This is a genomic window from Cochleicola gelatinilyticus, assembly GCF_001637325.1.
GTDB classification, from domain to species: Bacteria; Bacteroidota; Bacteroidia; order Flavobacteriales; family Flavobacteriaceae; genus Cochleicola; species Cochleicola gelatinilyticus.
In genome coordinates, this window is the sequence record NZ_LRXL01000026.1 from 1,225,592 (window position 1) to 1,241,811 (window position 16,220).

Consider the following 16,220-nt stretch of genomic DNA (forward strand, 5'->3'; position numbering starts at 1 on the left):
GTAACTAGGTACAATGAAAAATAAATATTCATACATCGGGCTGTCCTTCATTATTTTGGTTTTCGGAATTATCTTTATTCCAAAAATCGTAAAACGTTTAAAAGGGCATAGCGTAGTTGAAGATACACGAATGAGTAATGTAGGTAATTACGATTCACCTACAGACTTTGAAGAAGGAGCGATGGTCGTTATGAATAAAGTGCCAGAATTTAAGTTTGTGAATCAAAATAACGACACCATCACTAATTCATTTTACGATGGTAAAGTTTATGTAATCGATTTTTTCTTTTCAACATGTCCAAGCATTTGCCCTATCATGACCGATAATATGCTCGATGTTCAAGAAGCGTTTAAAGATAATGATGACTTCGGAATTGCATCATTTTCAATCGACCCTACTTACGATACATCAAAAGTACTTCAAGCATATGCAGAAAGCTACGGCGCAAATCATCCTAACTGGAATTTCTTAACGGGCAATAAGTCGGATGTAATGACCCTTTCTAACGAAGGATTTAAATTATATGCGGTTGAAAATGAAGAGGCGGAAGGTGGTTTTGAACATTCTGGTATGTTTGCTTTAGTTGACAAAGAAGGAAATATACAATGCCGTATCGATGAAAATGGAAACCCCATAATTTATTATAATGGGTTGGAAGAATCGGGAATACAAATGCTTATTGAAGATATTAAAAAATTACTGTAACCATGTCACAAACGCTGCAGAACAATTCAAAAAAATATAAAATTTGGATTTGGATATTATCTATCGCAATTCCAATAGCAGTTGCGATTCTCTTTACTGTCCGAATTCCAGGAGTAGAACGTTTAGGCTTTTTGCCTCCTATTTATGCTACAATCAATGGCTTAACTGCAATTCTATTGGTAGCTGCAGTTATTCAAATTAAAAGTGGGAATCGTAAGAACCACGAACGGTTAATGAAAACAGCAATAATTTTATCTGCATTATTTCTTGTAATGTATGTTGCTTATCATATGACTTCAGATTCCACTTCCTACGGAGGAGAGGGAGCATTAAGATATATTTATTTTTTCATTTTAATCTCTCATATTTTACTATCAATTACTGTAATACCTTTTGTATTAATAACCTACGTACGAGCAATTTCTGGAGATTTTGTAAACCATCGAAAAATTGCCAGAATTACATTCCCGCTATGGTTGTATGTTGCCGTAACAGGTGTAATTGTGTATGTAATGATTTCCCCATATTATTAATAATATGAAAAAAAGTTATTTCATTTTTGCGATTCTTCTAGTAATAGTTATAGCTCCTGCTGAAGCTCAATGTGCCATGTGTCGTGCAGTATTAGAGAGTGAAGAAGGTGGGCAAGCGGCAAAAGGGATTAATAATGGTATTATATATCTTATGATTTTCCCTTATCTATTAATTGGAGGTATTGGGTATGCAATATATAAAAGTCGTAAGAAAGCAAAAGCCGAAGAAAATTAACAGTTTCTTCACATATTAGTTGTAACAAATTTCCCCGCAATTAGTCTTATGTAAAAGACTTTCACTAACCAGCTAAAGTAAGTCGTATAATAAGTATACAAAAACTCAGATTTACTGCAGTTATTTTGTTTTAAGTAGCCTATAATGATAGAAATAAAAGACTTACATAAATCGTATCATATGGGGAGTAATTCCCTACACGTATTAAAAGGAATCAATTTTTCAGTTTCAGAAGGTGAAATGGTTTCCATTATGGGTTCGTCCGGTTCGGGAAAATCTACTCTGTTAAATATACTTGGTATGCTTGATGAAGCAGATGAGGGAAGTTATAACCTTGACGGAAAGACAATAAAAAATCTTAATGAAAAGGTAGCTGCCAAATATCGAAATCAGTTTCTTGGATTTATATTTCAATCATTCAATTTAATAAACTATAAAACGGCCGTCGATAATGTTGCTATGCCTCTTTATTACCAAGGAGTAAAACGAAACATTCGAATGGAAAAAGCTATGCACTATCTTGAAAAAGTAGGGCTAGCAGAATGGGCAGAGCACCATCCTAATGAATTGTCTGGGGGTCAAAAACAACGTGTAGCCATTGCTAGAGCGTTAGCGAGTGATCCTAAAGTTTTACTCGCAGATGAACCTACAGGAGCGCTAGACACCAAAACTTCTTACGAGGTTATGGAACTCATTCAAGGTATTAATGATGAGGGTAAAACAATTTTAGTAGTAACTCACGAAGATGATATCGCACACATGACCAAACGAATTGTAAATTTAAAAGATGGATTAATTATAGACGATTCTGTAGTATCGCAAGTTCGGGCAAAAGAAGCCAAAGAAAGACAAGAGCAAGCCAAAAGAGCAAATCATGTTTAATATAGAACGTTGGCAAGAAATTTTTGAGACAATTCGTAAAAATAAGTTACGCACTTTTTTAACGGGACTTTCTGTCGCTTCAGGAATTTTTATTTTAGTGATCTTGTTAGCTATAGGGCAAGGCATGGAAAATGGAATCGGTCAGCAATTTCAAAATGATGCCGCGAATAGAATTAGTGTTTGGACGGGAGTTACTTCTGAAAGTTACAAGGGATTAAACCCTGGGCGGCGCATAGAAATGGACAATCAGGATTACGAACTTGCCGAACAAAAAAATGAGGATCAATTAGAATATAAATCTGGGCTATATAGTCTTTGGGGGCAATTAACGACCTATAAGAATGAGAACGGAAGCTATCGTGTAGAAGGAGTAAGAGGAGATTACCAATTTTTAGAAAATGAAACTTTAACTGCTGGGAGATATATAAATCAGCAGGATCTCGATAATTATGAGAAAGTAGCTGTTTTAGGAAATCGCGTCTATTTGGATTTATTTAAAGGCAGCAATGCAATTGGAGAATATATTCAGGTTAATAGCATTAAGTATAAAGTGATAGGGGTCTATACCGATCCTGGAGGAGAACGTGAAGAAACTCGAATATTTATACCATTAACTACCGCGCAACGTGTGTATAACGCTGGTGAGAAATTACGTTCTTTAGTGTTTTCCTTACAGCCACAAGACAAATTTGAAGATGCACTAGCGGCTTCGGAAGCATTTTCAGCTCAATTAGAGACCGATTTAAAACAAAAACACACAATTTCTCCAACCGATGAACGAGCGATAAATATTAATAATACCCTCGAAAATGCCAAGCGATTTTTTGATCTAATTGCTATGATTCGAGGTTTTTTCTGGGGTGTTGGTATTTGTACTATTATTGCTGGAATAGTTGGGGTAAGTAATATCATGCTTATAATTGTTAAAGAGCGAACCAAAGAAATTGGAATTCGCAAAGCCATTGGTGCCCAGCCTATGTCTATAATTGGGATGATCTTACACGAATCGATTTTTGTAACTGCGATCGCGGGATTTTTCGGACTTATTTTCAGTCTTTTCTTATTAGAAATTGTAGGGCCCCTTATAGAGAGTGAATATCTGCTAAATCCTTCAGTCGATTTTGGAGTTGCTATTACTACTGTCGTAATATTAATTATAGCAGGTGCTTTGGCAGGATTTTTCCCAGCGAGACGAGCCGCCAATATTAAACCTATAGTAGCCTTACGTGATGAGTAAAATTTTCAGTAGAGATAGTTGGTCAGAAATTATTGAAGCGCTAAGTTCTAATTGGTTTAGAACACTTCTTACGGCATTTGGGGTACTCTGGGGAATCTTTATACTAGTAATTCTTCTTGCTGCTGGAAATGGTTTAGAAAATGGAGTGAAACAAGGCTTTTCTGGGATGGCTACAAACTCCATGTTTATGTGGTCTCAAACTGCATCGAAACCTTATAAAGGGCTTCCTAAAGGACGTCGTTATAACTTTAAAATTGGTGATGTGGAAGCTATTAAACAATCGGTTCCTAATCTTCGATACGTATCCCCCAGAAATCAGTTAGGAGGCTTTCGTGGAGCAAACAATGTGGTACGTGGTCTAAAAACAGGAGCCTATAATGTGTATGGAGATTATCCAGAAATTATTCAACAACAACCTATGGATATTACTTCTGGGCGGTTTGTGAATTATTCAGACATTAAAGAGAATCGTAAAGTTGCCATTATTGGGGAGTCTGTAAAAACAGGTTTGTACGATCCAGGAGAAGAGGTGTTGGGTACGTATATAAAAATCAATGGTGTTAACTTCATGGTGATTGGAACATACAAAAAGAAAAGTCAAGGAGGCGGAGATGCTGAAGAAGCACAAAAAGAAATTTTCGTCCCTTTTACAGCCTTCTCTCAAGCGTTTAACATGGGAGAAGTTGTGGGCTGGATGGCAGTCACAGCACAAGATGGTGCTTCTATAACAGAACTTAAAAGTCAGGTGTTTGATGTTATTAAAACAAGACATTCTATACATCCCGATGATGATCGCGCTGTAGGTAATTTCGATTTATATGAAGAATTTAGTAAAATTAACGGATTGTTCATAGCGCTAAATGCAGTAGCATATTTTGTAGGGATCTTGGTGTTGCTCTCGGGTATTATTGGAATAAGTAATATTATGCTAATTGTTGTAAAAGAACGTACTAAAGAGATAGGTATTCGAAGGGCACTGGGAGCAACTCCTTGGGCAATTAGAGCACAAATACTCTTAGAATCTATTTTTTTAACAATCATTTCAGGAATGGCAGGAATTGTTTTGGCTTCTGGTGTTCTGGCTTTGGTGAATTCGTTAATGGCGGGAATGGATACAAGTGAAATGATGTTTTTAAATCCTTCGGTCGATATCGGAGTCGTATTTGTAGCGCTTATTATTTTAATTGTTTCCGGGTTGCTTGCCGGTTTAATTCCGGCACAGAATGCAATTCGTATTAAGCCCGTTGACGCGTTACGAACAGAATAAAAAACTAACAACTAATTATTGAATACGAATAAAATGAAAAAAACAGGAACTATTGTAATACTCGTTGGTATTTTGGTGCTTTTCGCAGGGTCTATGTATTGGCTTTGGTCAAAGAATTCTGAGGACCCTATAGTATATACCACAGAAAATGCATCTATCGGATCTATCGTTAAAAAAACAGTAGCTACCGGGAGTATTGTACCAAAAGAGGAGGTGTTAATTAAACCTAACATTTCGGGAATTATCGATGAGATATTTGTTGAAGCAGGCGATATTATTAAGAGTGGTGACCTTATTGCAAAAGTAAAAGTTGTACCCAACGTATCTTCATTAACCAGCGCAAAGAACAATATTAATAGTATTCGTACTCAAGTTGAAACTGCTCGATTAGCATTCGAAAATGCAAAAAGCATCTATAATCGCCAGAAAGGACTTTTTGAAAAAGGAGTAATCTCTGCGAACGAATTTGATAATGCGCAGTTATCTTATGACCAAGCACAACAGCGGTACAAGCAGGAACAAGTTTCACTTACGGGAGCTCGACAAAATTACGACATAGTAAAAACTGGGACAACTAGTGGATTAGGAGCTTCAGCGAATACAGAAATTCGGGCAACTGTGTCGGGTATGGTGCTAGATGTTCCAGTAAAAACAGGAAATCAAGTTATCGAATCGAACAATTTTAATGACGGAACAACTATCGCAACGATTGCTGATGTAGATAAAATGATTTTTGAAGGGAAAGTGGATGAGAGTGAAGTTGGAAAAATTAAAGAAGAATTGCCGTTGGAAATTACCGTTGGAGCTATTGAAAATATGAAATTCGATGCTGTTCTAGATTATATTGCACCTAAAGGGGTTACCGAAAATGGAGCGATCCAATTTGAAATTAAGGGGACTTTAAAAAAATTAGATACAACAACATTTATTCGAGCAGGTTTAAGTGCAAATGCATCTATTATTCTAGCCAAAGCGGATAGTGTATTAACAATTAAAGAAGGTTTGGTGCAATACGATCCAAAAACTCAAAAGCCTTTTGTTGAAGTGGAAACTGGAGATCAAGAGTTTGAACGAAAAGATATTGAATTAGGAGTTAGTGATGGAATTCATGTGGAGGTAATAAGTGGAATCACGAAGGAAGATAAAGTAAAGGTCTGGAACCAAATAAAAGCTGCTCCAGGATTTTAACAATTCAAATCTTTAAAATTAATTTTCTTTTAAGTGTAACACATTCAGTAAATAGAATACAAATGAAACAACCAACAGGAATTATGAAGCCACTAGGAAGTTTACTTTTTTTCCTTTTTATAGGAGTACAGCTTAATGCGCAAACCAAGCAATGGACATTACAGGAATGTGTTGCCTATGCATTAGAGAATAATATCTCAGTTAAGCAAAGTCAGTTAGATACTGAGGAGGCGGATATTGAAAAACTAACTGCAATTGGAAACTTTCTACCCACAATAAATCTTGGTGGTTCTGTTTCTCAAAGTACTGGACTTAGTTTTAACCCAATTACCAATAATGCACAAACTACTACTTTCCTTTCTGGAACAGGGAATATAACCGTAGGGTATACTCTTTTTGATGGGTTGCGAAATGTTCGTCAAGCCCAACGTGCAGAAATATCTCAATTGGCAAGTCAGTATCGACTTGATAAAATGAAAGACGATATCGCATTGTTGGTTGCAAACACTTATTTGCAAGTATTGTTAAATAAAGCAAATTTAAAAGCTTTACAATCACAGAACGAGGTAACGCAGGCACAAATAGATCGCACTACGCAACTAGTTGACGCAGGAGTATTACCAAGAGGTGATTTGTTAGAAATACAAGCAACCAATGCACTGGACAATCAAAATATTGCGGTATCAGAAAATGCAGTTCAAATCTCACTTATTAGTTTAGCACAGTTACTGCTCATTAAAGATTATGAAAATTTTGATATTGCTGAAGATGATTACGAAATTATAAGCGAAGAAATACTAGACAACTCTGTTTCAAAAATAATTAATAATGCTAAAGAAACACGAAGTGAAGTAAAAATTGCTGAGAGCAATGTATCGTTAGCGGAAAAAGATATTCAGATTGCTAAAGGAGCTTATTTGCCTACCTTATCAGCCTTTTTTGGGTATGACACTCGATATTCGGATGCGAGCTCATTTATTCAGAACTTAGATCAAGACAATCCATTTACAATCGAAGAAATTGGTGTTGTTCAAGAAACAGGACAAACAGTTGTGGGCCAAGTTCCAAATACCATCTCCCAAGAAGTTGGGGCAGACCCATTGTTTGATCAAATCTATCAAAATGATGGTATTGGTTATGGATTACGTTTAAGTATTCCTGTATTAAATGGATTTCAAACTAAAGCAAGTGTAAAACGAAGTAAAATCAATTTAGAGCGCAGTAAATTTCAATTAGAGCAAGCCGAATTAGATTTAGAAAGTAATGTATACCAAGCATACGTAGATGCAAAGGGGGCGTTAAAAACATATGAAGCGGCAAAAGCGGCCTTGGATTCTCAAGAATTAGCATATCAATATGCAACAGACCGTTACGATGTAGGGTTAACAAATGCATTTGATTTCAGTCAGAGTAAGTTACGATTCGATAATGCAACCATAGAACTGAACAGAGCGAAGTACGATTATATTTTTAAATTAAAAGTTTTAGAATTATATTTTGGAATATCGGCTACTGACTTAAAATTTTAACTATGAAAAAAAATACACTTATCTGGATTATCAGTCTTGTTGTCCTTGCGGTAATTCTACTTATTGTTGGAAAAAAAGCAGGTTGGTTTGGTAGTGGGGGTGATTTTGAACAAGTACAAATCACTAAAATTGAACCTATAGATATTATCGAAAAAGTTGCTGCTACTGGTAAAATTCAACCTGAAGTAGAGGTAAAACTATCTTCAGAAGTATCGGGAGAGATCATAGAGCTTCCTGTTAAAGAAGGTCAGCAAGTAATGAAGGGCGATCTTTTGGTAAAAATTAATCCTGATCTAATTCAAGCAGCGGTAAGCCAGTCACAAGCAGGGCTGCAAAATGTTCGTGCACAACAATCTCAAGCGGAAGCAAGTTTAAAAAATGCCAAGGCAAATTACGAACGTAATAGCTCTTTATTTGATAAAGGAGTAATTTCAAAGTCTGAATGGGATCGTGCCATTGCAGATTACGAAGTAGCTCAAGCTAATGTTAAGTCGGCATATTATAATGTTCAAAGTGCAGCCGCAAACGTTAAGCAATCCCGCGATAATCTGTCCCGAACAACAATTTTTGCTCCTATGAGCGGAACTATATCGAAACTATCGGTAGAGTTGGGAGAGCGAGTTGTTGGAACTGCTCAAATGGCAGGAACCGAGATAATACGAGTAGCCAATTTGCAGAATATGGAAGTTGAGGTAGACGTAAATGAAAATGATATTGTAAAAGTTTCTGTAGGGGATTCTACCATAGTCGAGGTAGATGCTTATCTAAAGAGAGAGTTTAAAGGAATTGTAACAGAAATTGCAAATTCTGCAGAAAGTACCCTTACTGCTGACCAAGTTACCAATTTTAAAGTAAAGGTTCGTATTTTACCTGAGTCTTACATTGATTTAATTGAAGGTAAACCTGAGAGTTATTCTCCTTTTCGTCCTGGAATGACCGCAACTGTCGATGTTATCACCAATAAAAAAAATAATGTAATTGGGGTGCCCATAAGTGCAATCGTTATTAAGACAGACACTACTGCAACAAAAAAGAGTTTTAGAAAAGAGAAAACAAATGCTGCTTCAGAAAAATTTGAATGCGTATTCGTTAAGGATGGGGGCAAGGCTAAGCTTCGTGTTGTTACTACAGGGATTCAAGATGATTCGAATATTCAAATTACCTCTGGGTTATCTGAAGGTGAAAATGTTATTACAGGACCTTATAACACAGTAACTAAATTACTTACTACAGGAGATAAAGTAGAAGTTGCTTCCGAAGAAACTAAAAAAGAGTAAATATATGGCAACCATATTGTGTCTTGAAACAGCAACTACAAATTGTTCTGTAGCGCTTTCGGTAAACGGAAGCGTTGTTGCTTTACGTGAAGATACGAGCAAACAGTATTCACACGCCGAGCGTTTGCACCTATTTATTGAGGAGGTTTTAAAAGAATCTGGAATTAGCAAGAGTAAACTCGATGCAATTGCTATTAGCAAAGGTCCTGGTTCGTATACAGGTTTGCGAATTGGAGTTTCTACAGCAAAAGGATTGTGTTTTGCGCTCGATCTTCCGCTCATTTCTGTGCCTACATTAGCGTCGCTAGCGCATCAAGTTGAAACAACCTCTGGAGTTATTATTCCCATGTTAGATGCGCGTCGTATGGAGGTATATTCGGCAGTTTTTCAAAGTGATTATTCAGAAGAAAGAGAGACGCAGGCAGAAATTTTAACTGAAAACTCTTTTTTAGAATATCTTAAACAAGGCAATGTTCATTTTATAGGAAATGGGATAGCCAAATTCAAAGCAATTTGTAAACATGCGAACGCCTTGTTTATAGAAGAAGCAATGCCTTCGGCAACCCAAATGGCTTCATTAGTTGAAGCTAAATTCGGTCATAAACAATTTGAAGGCGTAGCTTATTTTGAGCCCTATTATCTTAAAGACTTTGTAGGGGGATAAAAGGATTATTATTCTGACAAAGAATTTTCAAATAAACTAGTAGCCTAACGCTTACCTATTTTGTTAGTTGATTTATAAAGTTAACTAACTTAGTTACATCTTGTTTTTCATCGAAATTGATATCATTTTGTTTGAAGAACTTTTTCAAATCAGATTTATGATTTTCAAATAATCGAAACCACTTAGATTTTGAAGTTGGGGCCGCAGTCATAGTGCCGTCCGTGTTTAAGAGGTAGTAGGTTTTGATTTGTTCGAAAAACGCATCTCGCTCTTCGTCATAAGGGGTTTTAGCAACAATTTCAGGTCTAAAAATCACATCATTTTTTTGAAGTAAAGTGTAAGGAGCGCCTTTATTTATAATTATTAAATAAGCCCCACGAGCTCCATTAGATTCATTGTCGAAATTTGGAAAGTACTGGTATTTTTGAAACAATATTTCTGCAGATACAGATTCGTCTTTAAAAAGTGCACTGTATTTTTCTTTAGTATCTCCTCGAAAAGGAGCCTTTACCTCCATATCATCAGTATAAATATTATGTCTTAATAAAACCCGTTGTTCTACCAAAGAGTCGTTTAAATAAATTTTTCCTTCAAGAAAATTATCATTCATGTATGGGGAGCCATCATAGGTTTCTATTGGATTGTTATTGTACGTTAATCCTGTAGCTAAATGGACTTGGTTGAATATATCTAAATTAGAATTGGTATAATTTTGCCCACTAACTGTGCATAGTGTCATGCAGCATAGTAAAACTGTTATAAGTTTGAAATACATAAGATTATTGTTTTTGTAATTGATTATCTAAATTGTAATGATGCACATCACGTTGCGGGAATGGAATCGTAATTCCGGCGGCTTCTAATCTGGACTTTCCTTCTTCAAGAGTATACCAACGTATGTTCCAAAAATCATCGTTTGAAGCCCAATAGCGTAACGATAAATTCACCGAGCTATCGCCTAATTCTGCGAGTACAATCATCGGCATTTTGCCTTCTATCTTCAAAACCGTTTCCTGTTCCATCACTAAATTTAATAAAATATCTTTGGCTTTACGCACATCATCATCATAACTTATACCAAAGATGAGATTTTCTCTTCGAACACCTTCTACAGTATAATTTATAATTTTATCGTTGGATAATTTTCCATTGGGTATCACAGCCTCCTGATTTCCAAACGTATTAATTTTTGTATTAAAAATAGAAATCTCTTTTACCGTTCCATCTACTCCTTGGGCAGAAATAAAATGTCCAACCTTAAAAGGTTTTAATAATAGTATTAGTACCCCTCCTGCAAAATTTGCTAGAGAACCTTGTAAAGCAAGCCCAATTGCTAACCCAGCTGCTCCTATTATAGCTACTAGTGAAGCAGACTCAACCCCTAATTGAGTAATTACTAAAACAAAAAGTATGATATTTAATGCCCAACTTATAAGACTGGCTATAAACTTTTCGAGGGTAACATCGTATTCTTTCTTTTTAAAAAATTTATTTACTACTCTATTAATCATTTTAATAAGCCAAAATCCAATAACGAGCATTAAAATAGCTGCGACGACGTTCGGCAGAAAATCGATTAATTTTTGTCCATATTTTTCGATGTAAACATCAATGTTATTAAACTTTTCCATAAAATTTTAATCTGTGTTTTTTAGTGTTTCTAAAGCAATTTTAGTTTCGGTTACGGGAAGGTTGCATGTGTTGTTTACACAAACATAAATAAATGTTGTATCATCCACATAGCGGCTTTTCAGTAAAGGTTCGTCAGTTTCAGTGGTGCTTCCAGCAATAATTTTGTTGGGAATATAGTGCTGATTTAATTCTTTAATTTTTTCTGAAGCATTTTCGCCTACCACCACAACTTCGTAAAAATCATGTTGATAGTTGGCTAATAAGTCCATCCAGTTTGAAAAACCAGAAGGATATTTTTCTAGTTCAGGAAGTATATTTTTTAATTGTTGTTTGGCTGTTTCTGCATACATTTCATTTTCGAAATAGCGAGAAAGTTTAAACAAATTTTTCGCCATGATCGAATTGGAAGCCGGAATTACATTGTCGCGGTATTCAAACGTGCGAGTTACTAATGCAGCATCCTCATTAGAAGTAAAATAGAACATCCCTTTTTCTTCATCATAGAAATGTTGAAAAGTGTATTCTGTTAGTGATTTAGACTTCGAGAGCCAAGTAGCATCTAAAGTCACCTCGTATAACGCTATGTAGGCTTCGATAACAGTAGCGTAATCCTCCAAAAATCCGTTTATTGATGCAGTTCCGTTTTTGTAATTATGAAAAATCCTTCCGTTAGTATTGGTTAGTTTTTCAGAAATAAACCGGGCATTTTTAATAGCTGAAGTAAGATATTCGGGTTTTTGTAACGCTTTATATGCATCCACATAACCCTTTAGCATAAGGGCGTTCCAAGAAGTAAGTGTTTTATCATCGAGTCTTGGTTTAGCACGTTGCTTCCGGTGTGCAGTTAATATAGATTTCCAAGATTTTTTTTTCTTCTGAAATCCTTCCGAAGTGATCGCATATTCCTTGATAATTTCAGCATCCGTTTTATCGCGAATTAAAACATAATTGTTATGCTCCCATTTTCCGAAGCTATTTACATTATAATACTCTGCAAACAAAGGGAAATCATCTCCGAGTAGTTCTTGCAATTCTAGTTTTGTAAAAACGTAGTACGCTCCTTCTTCTAATGTTCCTTCTAAATTTTTACTATCTGCATCGAGAGAAGAATAAAAAGTGCCTTCATTGGTCGTCATCTCTGTGGCTATGTAAGAGAGCGTTTCTTCAATAATTTCTTTATATAAATTTTTATGCGTCACGAGGTAAGCATCACTATACAAACTTACTAGTTGAGCATTGTCATAGAGCATTTTTTCAAAATGAGGTATATGCCATTTTTCATCAACACTATATCGTGAAAATCCACCTTCTATTTGGTCGTAAATACCACCGTACGCCATTTGGTCTAACGTAACTAACACCTGTTTTTTTACTTCTTCATCGTTATTTTGAACCGCATACCGCAGTAAAAAATGCCAATTGTTTGGCATCATGAATTTTGGAGCTCGTTTAAATCCTCCAAAACGAGGATCGAAATTTTTAGACCAATTTGATACAATTTCATTCGTAGGAATTTTTTTAAAAGAAACTGTCTCTGTGTTTAAAGCAATAAGATCCATGTTTTTAATTCCCGCCTCTAATTTGGTTGCATGCTCTTCCAGCTTTTCAGGTTGCTCTTTGTATGCTTTTTGTAGTTGTTCCAAGGCATCGATCCATTGTTCCTTTTTAAAATAGGTACCTCCCCAAATAGGCCGACCATCGGGAAGGGTGACTACATTGAGTGGCCATCCCGCGTGCCCAGTCATAAGCTGAACGGCGTTAATGTAAATTTGATCAATATCTGGGCGTTCTTCTCGATCTACTTTTACTGAAATATAATCTGTATTCATGACCAACGCCACTTCCTCATCTTCAAAGCTTTCGTGTTCCATTACATGGCACCAATGGCAAGCAGCATACCCAATACTAACAATCATTAATTTTTGTTCTTCTTTGGCTTTCTGAAGCGTCTCTGCATTCCAGGCTTTCCAATCTACTGGATTGTGAGCATGCTGTAACAGGTACGGACTTGTTTCAGAAATTAAAGCATTGGTATGTGTAGGATTGGTAATAGACACAGGATCTTTTTTAGGACTCGTACAAGAAGTGAGTAGTAAATTAATTAAAAAAAATAAGTGGAAAGATCGATACATATAAAAATAAATACGCCCTTGAAAGTTCAAAAGCGCATTTACAATTTAATTTGAAACAGATTAACTTACTTCGAATGAGATTTTCACGTTCACACGATATTCGGTGACATTATCACCATTTATAATACAGCTCTGTTCATTAACATATGCTGAACGCATATTCTTTACGCTTTTTCCCGCGTGTTTTACAGCTTTTTTTGTAGCATCCTCCCAACTTTCGGTAGAATTTGCCATTACTTCAATTACTTTTATAACTCCCATTGTATCAGGTTTTTTTAAGTTAGAAATTCAAGATACGGGTTTCAAACACGAAAATATCTCAAAATATCGTTAAAGGTTTCCGAAGAAAGGTAGATACTCCAATAAAGTAAAACGATCTTATCCGTTTATAGCTTCCACAGAAGCAACACGACCATTTAGCATTTCAACTAACATAGTTTCAATACCATTTTTAAGCGTGACTGTAGACGAAGGGCAACCACTACAAGCTCCTTGAAGTACTACCCGAACCGTTTTGGTTTCTTCATTAAAAGAATCGAAAGCAATATTACCACCATCACTAGCTACGGCAGGTTTTACATACTCATCGAGTATCTGCATAATTTCTTTGTCGATATCACTATAATTAGTTTGAGTTGCTTCGGAAGAAACTCCAGTAGTTTTTTTCTCTTCGGAAGAAGAAGTAGAAACATCCCCTTTCTGAAGCAGTGAATCGTTTAAAATTGTTTTTCCGTTTTCGATATACACACGTATAAATTCACGGATTTCCATAGAAATTTCCTGCCATTCTGCTACGTTGTATTTCATTACTGAAACATAGTTGGCGCTAATAAAAACTTCTTTTATAAAAGGAAAATTAAAAAGAGCTGAGGCTAGAGGAGCTTCGGCTGCGTCATCAATACTTTTAAACTCAAAAACACCAGTCACTAAAGGCTTATTAGCAACAAATTTCATTACCGAAGGGTTCGGAGTGCTTTCTGCATAGACCGTAACGGGAACTTTTTTAGTAACTACCCCTGCGTTAATTACTGGTTTTCCGCTATTAAGATATTCTAAAATAGAAGTGGCAACTTCTTCCTGAACATCGTTCCAGCTAACAATATTATAGCGCTCTATGGCAATAAAATTTTGAGAAATATAAACCGTTTTTACAAAAGGTAGATAGAACAATTGTTGCGCTATGGGACTGTCTTTTGCGTCATCAATATTTTTAAATTCGTAACTCGAAGCTTGTGTTAAAAAAGAATCTGCAACAAATTTTATAATATTTTCGTTTTTTGTAGGTTGTATGGTAATGTTAAATTGAGACATGCTATAGCTATTTTTTGCAAAATTATAAAAATAAAGCTAAGGTATTCGATATATTTGGGTGCGTAATTGTTTTTTATGAAGAAATTAATACTCTTAATATCTTTTTTAATTTGTTTTGTGGGGTTTGGGCAATCGATTATAGTAAATGATGCTGCTGCACCTGAAACTAACTTTACTCCCGAAGAATTAATAACCGAAGTTTTAATTGGGGGAGAAGGTTGCGGTGATGTTAATTTCCAATTGCTTCAAGAGAATCCGGAGGGTACAGCAAATATTGCGAACAGAAGTTGGGGTTATTTTGATGCGACTGGTACTAACTTCCCATTTGCTTCTGGAGTAATTTTGTCAACCGGGCTATCCAAAGATGCTCAAGGTCCTAATACAGAAACTGGAACTACGGGTACGGGTATTGGATGGGGAGGAGATCCTGATCTAAAAACCATCCTTGACCTACAAAGTGGCGATAACGAACCCACCAATAATGCAACCATCTTCCAATTTTCTTTTGTACCAGTAATTAGTGAAATAAGTTTCGATTTTATTTTCGCTTCAGAAGAATATGAAAATGATTTTGAATGTGATAGTCAATATCGGGATGGATTTGCTTTTTTATTACGAGGTCCGGGCATTCCAAATGATTCAGGAACTGTTTTTGGTGGAACAAATATAGCTGCTGTTCCAGGCTCTGATGGAATTCCGGTGAGTACACTTTCCATCCATGATGGGTCTTTTACCTGTGGAACTGAAATTGAAGGCACTAATTTTTTCCCCGAGCTTTATATTAGTAATAGTGGAACTAACAATGCGAACGAAATTGAATTTGACGGATATACGCAATCGCTCACTGCACAGGCTAATTTAACTCCCGGTGAAACCTATGAATTAAAAATGGTAATTGCAGATCGAGGAGATACTTCTTTCGATTCTGCTGTTTTTTTTAATGCGGGTAGTTTTAACATTGGAGTTAATCTAGGAGATGATTTTACTCTTAATGCAGGGAATGCTCCATGTGAAGGAGAAGATTTTGAAATTGGCGTTTTACCGTCATTAAACACGAGCTATCAATGGTATTTTTTAGATCCGGTTACAATGGATTTTAACATATTGCCAGGAGAAACCTCAAGTACTATTACCATCAATAATTCTGGAACGTACCAACTTGAAGCATCTATAGATGGAGGATGTATTGCAACAGATGAAATTATTGTCGAATTTGCTCCGCAGCCTACTGCTGTTGAGCCCGACTTAATAATTGCATGCGACACCATTCCTAACGATGGTTTTGCCGAATTCGATCTTACGATCCGTGATGCGCAGATTCAAAATGGTCAACCCAGTACTACTGTGACCTATTTTCGAACAGAAGCTACAGCACAATCGGGTAATTTTCCAATTACCAATCCTACGATTTTTGAAAATACAGAGCCAGATATTCAAACTATTTATGCTCGTTTAGAGGAGACAACGTATGGTTGTTTTGATATAGTAGAACTAGACCTTCGTGTGGACATGGCTCCTATGATCACAGATCCTATCGATTCTTATTTGGTATGCGATACCGATCAGGATGGTGTTGAGGTTTATGATTTACGAAGCAAAGATGCTGAGATTCTCAACACTCAAGTTG

16 protein-coding genes are annotated in these 16,220 nt (G+C 35.9%); 11 read left to right on the forward strand and 5 right to left on the reverse strand.

All coding sequences use genetic code 11. From position 1 onward, the window contains the following. Positions 1–13 precede the first annotated feature (13 nt). The 10 genes from ULVI_RS07550 (at position 14) to tsaB (ending at position 9,518) form a co-directional block, all read left to right on the forward strand. Positions 14–706, forward strand: a complete 693-nt coding sequence (locus ULVI_RS07550; RefSeq protein ID WP_068591276.1) for an SCO family protein — start codon at positions 14–16, stop codon at positions 704–706. Between the two features lie 2 nt (positions 707–708). Continuing rightward, positions 709–1,239 carry a DUF420 domain-containing protein gene (locus ULVI_RS07555; protein WP_068591278.1) on the forward strand — a complete coding sequence of 177 codons (531 nt, stop codon included), beginning with the start codon at positions 709–711 and terminating at the stop codon, positions 1,237–1,239. A 4-nt stretch (positions 1,240–1,243) separates the two neighbouring features. Next, on the forward strand, positions 1,244–1,474 hold the full coding sequence (locus tag ULVI_RS07560) for a hypothetical protein (RefSeq protein WP_068591280.1): 231 nt from the start codon (positions 1,244–1,246) through the stop codon (positions 1,472–1,474). 144 nt (positions 1,475–1,618) lie between these two features. After that, positions 1,619–2,356, forward strand: a complete 738-nt coding sequence (locus tag ULVI_RS07565; protein ID WP_068591282.1) for an ABC transporter ATP-binding protein — start codon at positions 1,619–1,621, stop codon at positions 2,354–2,356. Continuing rightward, complete coding sequence (locus tag ULVI_RS07570) at positions 2,349–3,593, forward strand: ABC transporter permease (protein WP_068591284.1); 1,245 nt, start codon at positions 2,349–2,351, stop codon at positions 3,591–3,593. The genes ULVI_RS07565 and ULVI_RS07570 overlap by 8 nt, the downstream gene beginning before the upstream one ends. Position 3,594: 1 nt before the next feature. After that, the gene (locus ULVI_RS07575; RefSeq protein WP_068591452.1) at positions 3,595–4,860 is read left to right on the forward strand and encodes an ABC transporter permease; all 1,266 of its coding nucleotides are present in this window, start codon (positions 3,595–3,597) and stop codon (positions 4,858–4,860) included. Between the two features lie 33 nt (positions 4,861–4,893). Then, complete coding sequence (locus ULVI_RS07580) at positions 4,894–6,048, forward strand: efflux RND transporter periplasmic adaptor subunit (protein ID WP_068591286.1); 1,155 nt, start codon at positions 4,894–4,896, stop codon at positions 6,046–6,048. Between the two features lie 62 nt (positions 6,049–6,110). Continuing rightward, on the forward strand, positions 6,111–7,577 hold the full coding sequence (locus tag ULVI_RS07585; RefSeq protein WP_157632579.1) for a TolC family protein: 1,467 nt from the start codon (positions 6,111–6,113) through the stop codon (positions 7,575–7,577). A 2-nt stretch (positions 7,578–7,579) separates the two neighbouring features. Further along, positions 7,580–8,854 carry an efflux RND transporter periplasmic adaptor subunit gene (locus ULVI_RS07590; RefSeq protein ID WP_068591289.1) on the forward strand — a complete coding sequence of 425 codons (1,275 nt, stop codon included), beginning with the start codon at positions 7,580–7,582 and terminating at the stop codon, positions 8,852–8,854. A gap of 4 nt (positions 8,855–8,858) precedes the next feature. Next, positions 8,859–9,518 (forward strand): tRNA (adenosine(37)-N6)-threonylcarbamoyltransferase complex dimerization subunit type 1 TsaB, encoded by a 660-nt coding sequence (gene tsaB, locus ULVI_RS07595; RefSeq protein WP_068591290.1) that lies wholly within the window; start codon positions 8,859–8,861, stop codon positions 9,516–9,518. 55 nt (positions 9,519–9,573) lie between these two features. On the opposite strand, the gene ULVI_RS07600 is transcribed toward tsaB, so the two are convergent. The 5 genes from ULVI_RS07600 to ULVI_RS07620 form a co-directional block, all read right to left on the reverse strand. Beyond that, the gene (locus ULVI_RS07600; protein ID WP_157632580.1) at positions 9,574–10,293 is read right to left on the reverse strand and encodes a hypothetical protein; all 720 of its coding nucleotides are present in this window, start codon (positions 10,291–10,293) and stop codon (positions 9,574–9,576) included. A 4-nt stretch (positions 10,294–10,297) separates the two neighbouring features. After that, on the reverse strand, positions 10,298–11,149 hold the full coding sequence (locus ULVI_RS07605) for a mechanosensitive ion channel family protein (protein WP_068591294.1): 852 nt from the start codon (positions 11,147–11,149) through the stop codon (positions 10,298–10,300). Between the two features lie 6 nt (positions 11,150–11,155). After that, complete coding sequence (locus ULVI_RS07610) at positions 11,156–13,207, reverse strand: thioredoxin domain-containing protein (protein WP_317039828.1); 2,052 nt, start codon at positions 13,205–13,207, stop codon at positions 11,156–11,158. A 135-nt stretch (positions 13,208–13,342) separates the two neighbouring features. Beyond that, positions 13,343–13,543 (reverse strand): dodecin family protein, encoded by a 201-nt coding sequence (locus tag ULVI_RS07615; RefSeq protein ID WP_068591296.1) that lies wholly within the window; start codon positions 13,541–13,543, stop codon positions 13,343–13,345. Positions 13,544–13,660: 117 nt separating this feature from the next. Next, complete coding sequence (locus ULVI_RS07620; protein WP_068591298.1) at positions 13,661–14,593, reverse strand: NifU family protein; 933 nt, start codon at positions 14,591–14,593, stop codon at positions 13,661–13,663. A 75-nt stretch (positions 14,594–14,668) separates the two neighbouring features. On the opposite strand from ULVI_RS07620, the gene ULVI_RS07625 reads away from it, so the two are divergent. Further along, the coding region (locus tag ULVI_RS07625) for a choice-of-anchor L domain-containing protein (protein ID WP_197463484.1) at positions 14,669–16,220 on the forward strand (1,552 nt) is incomplete at its 3' end.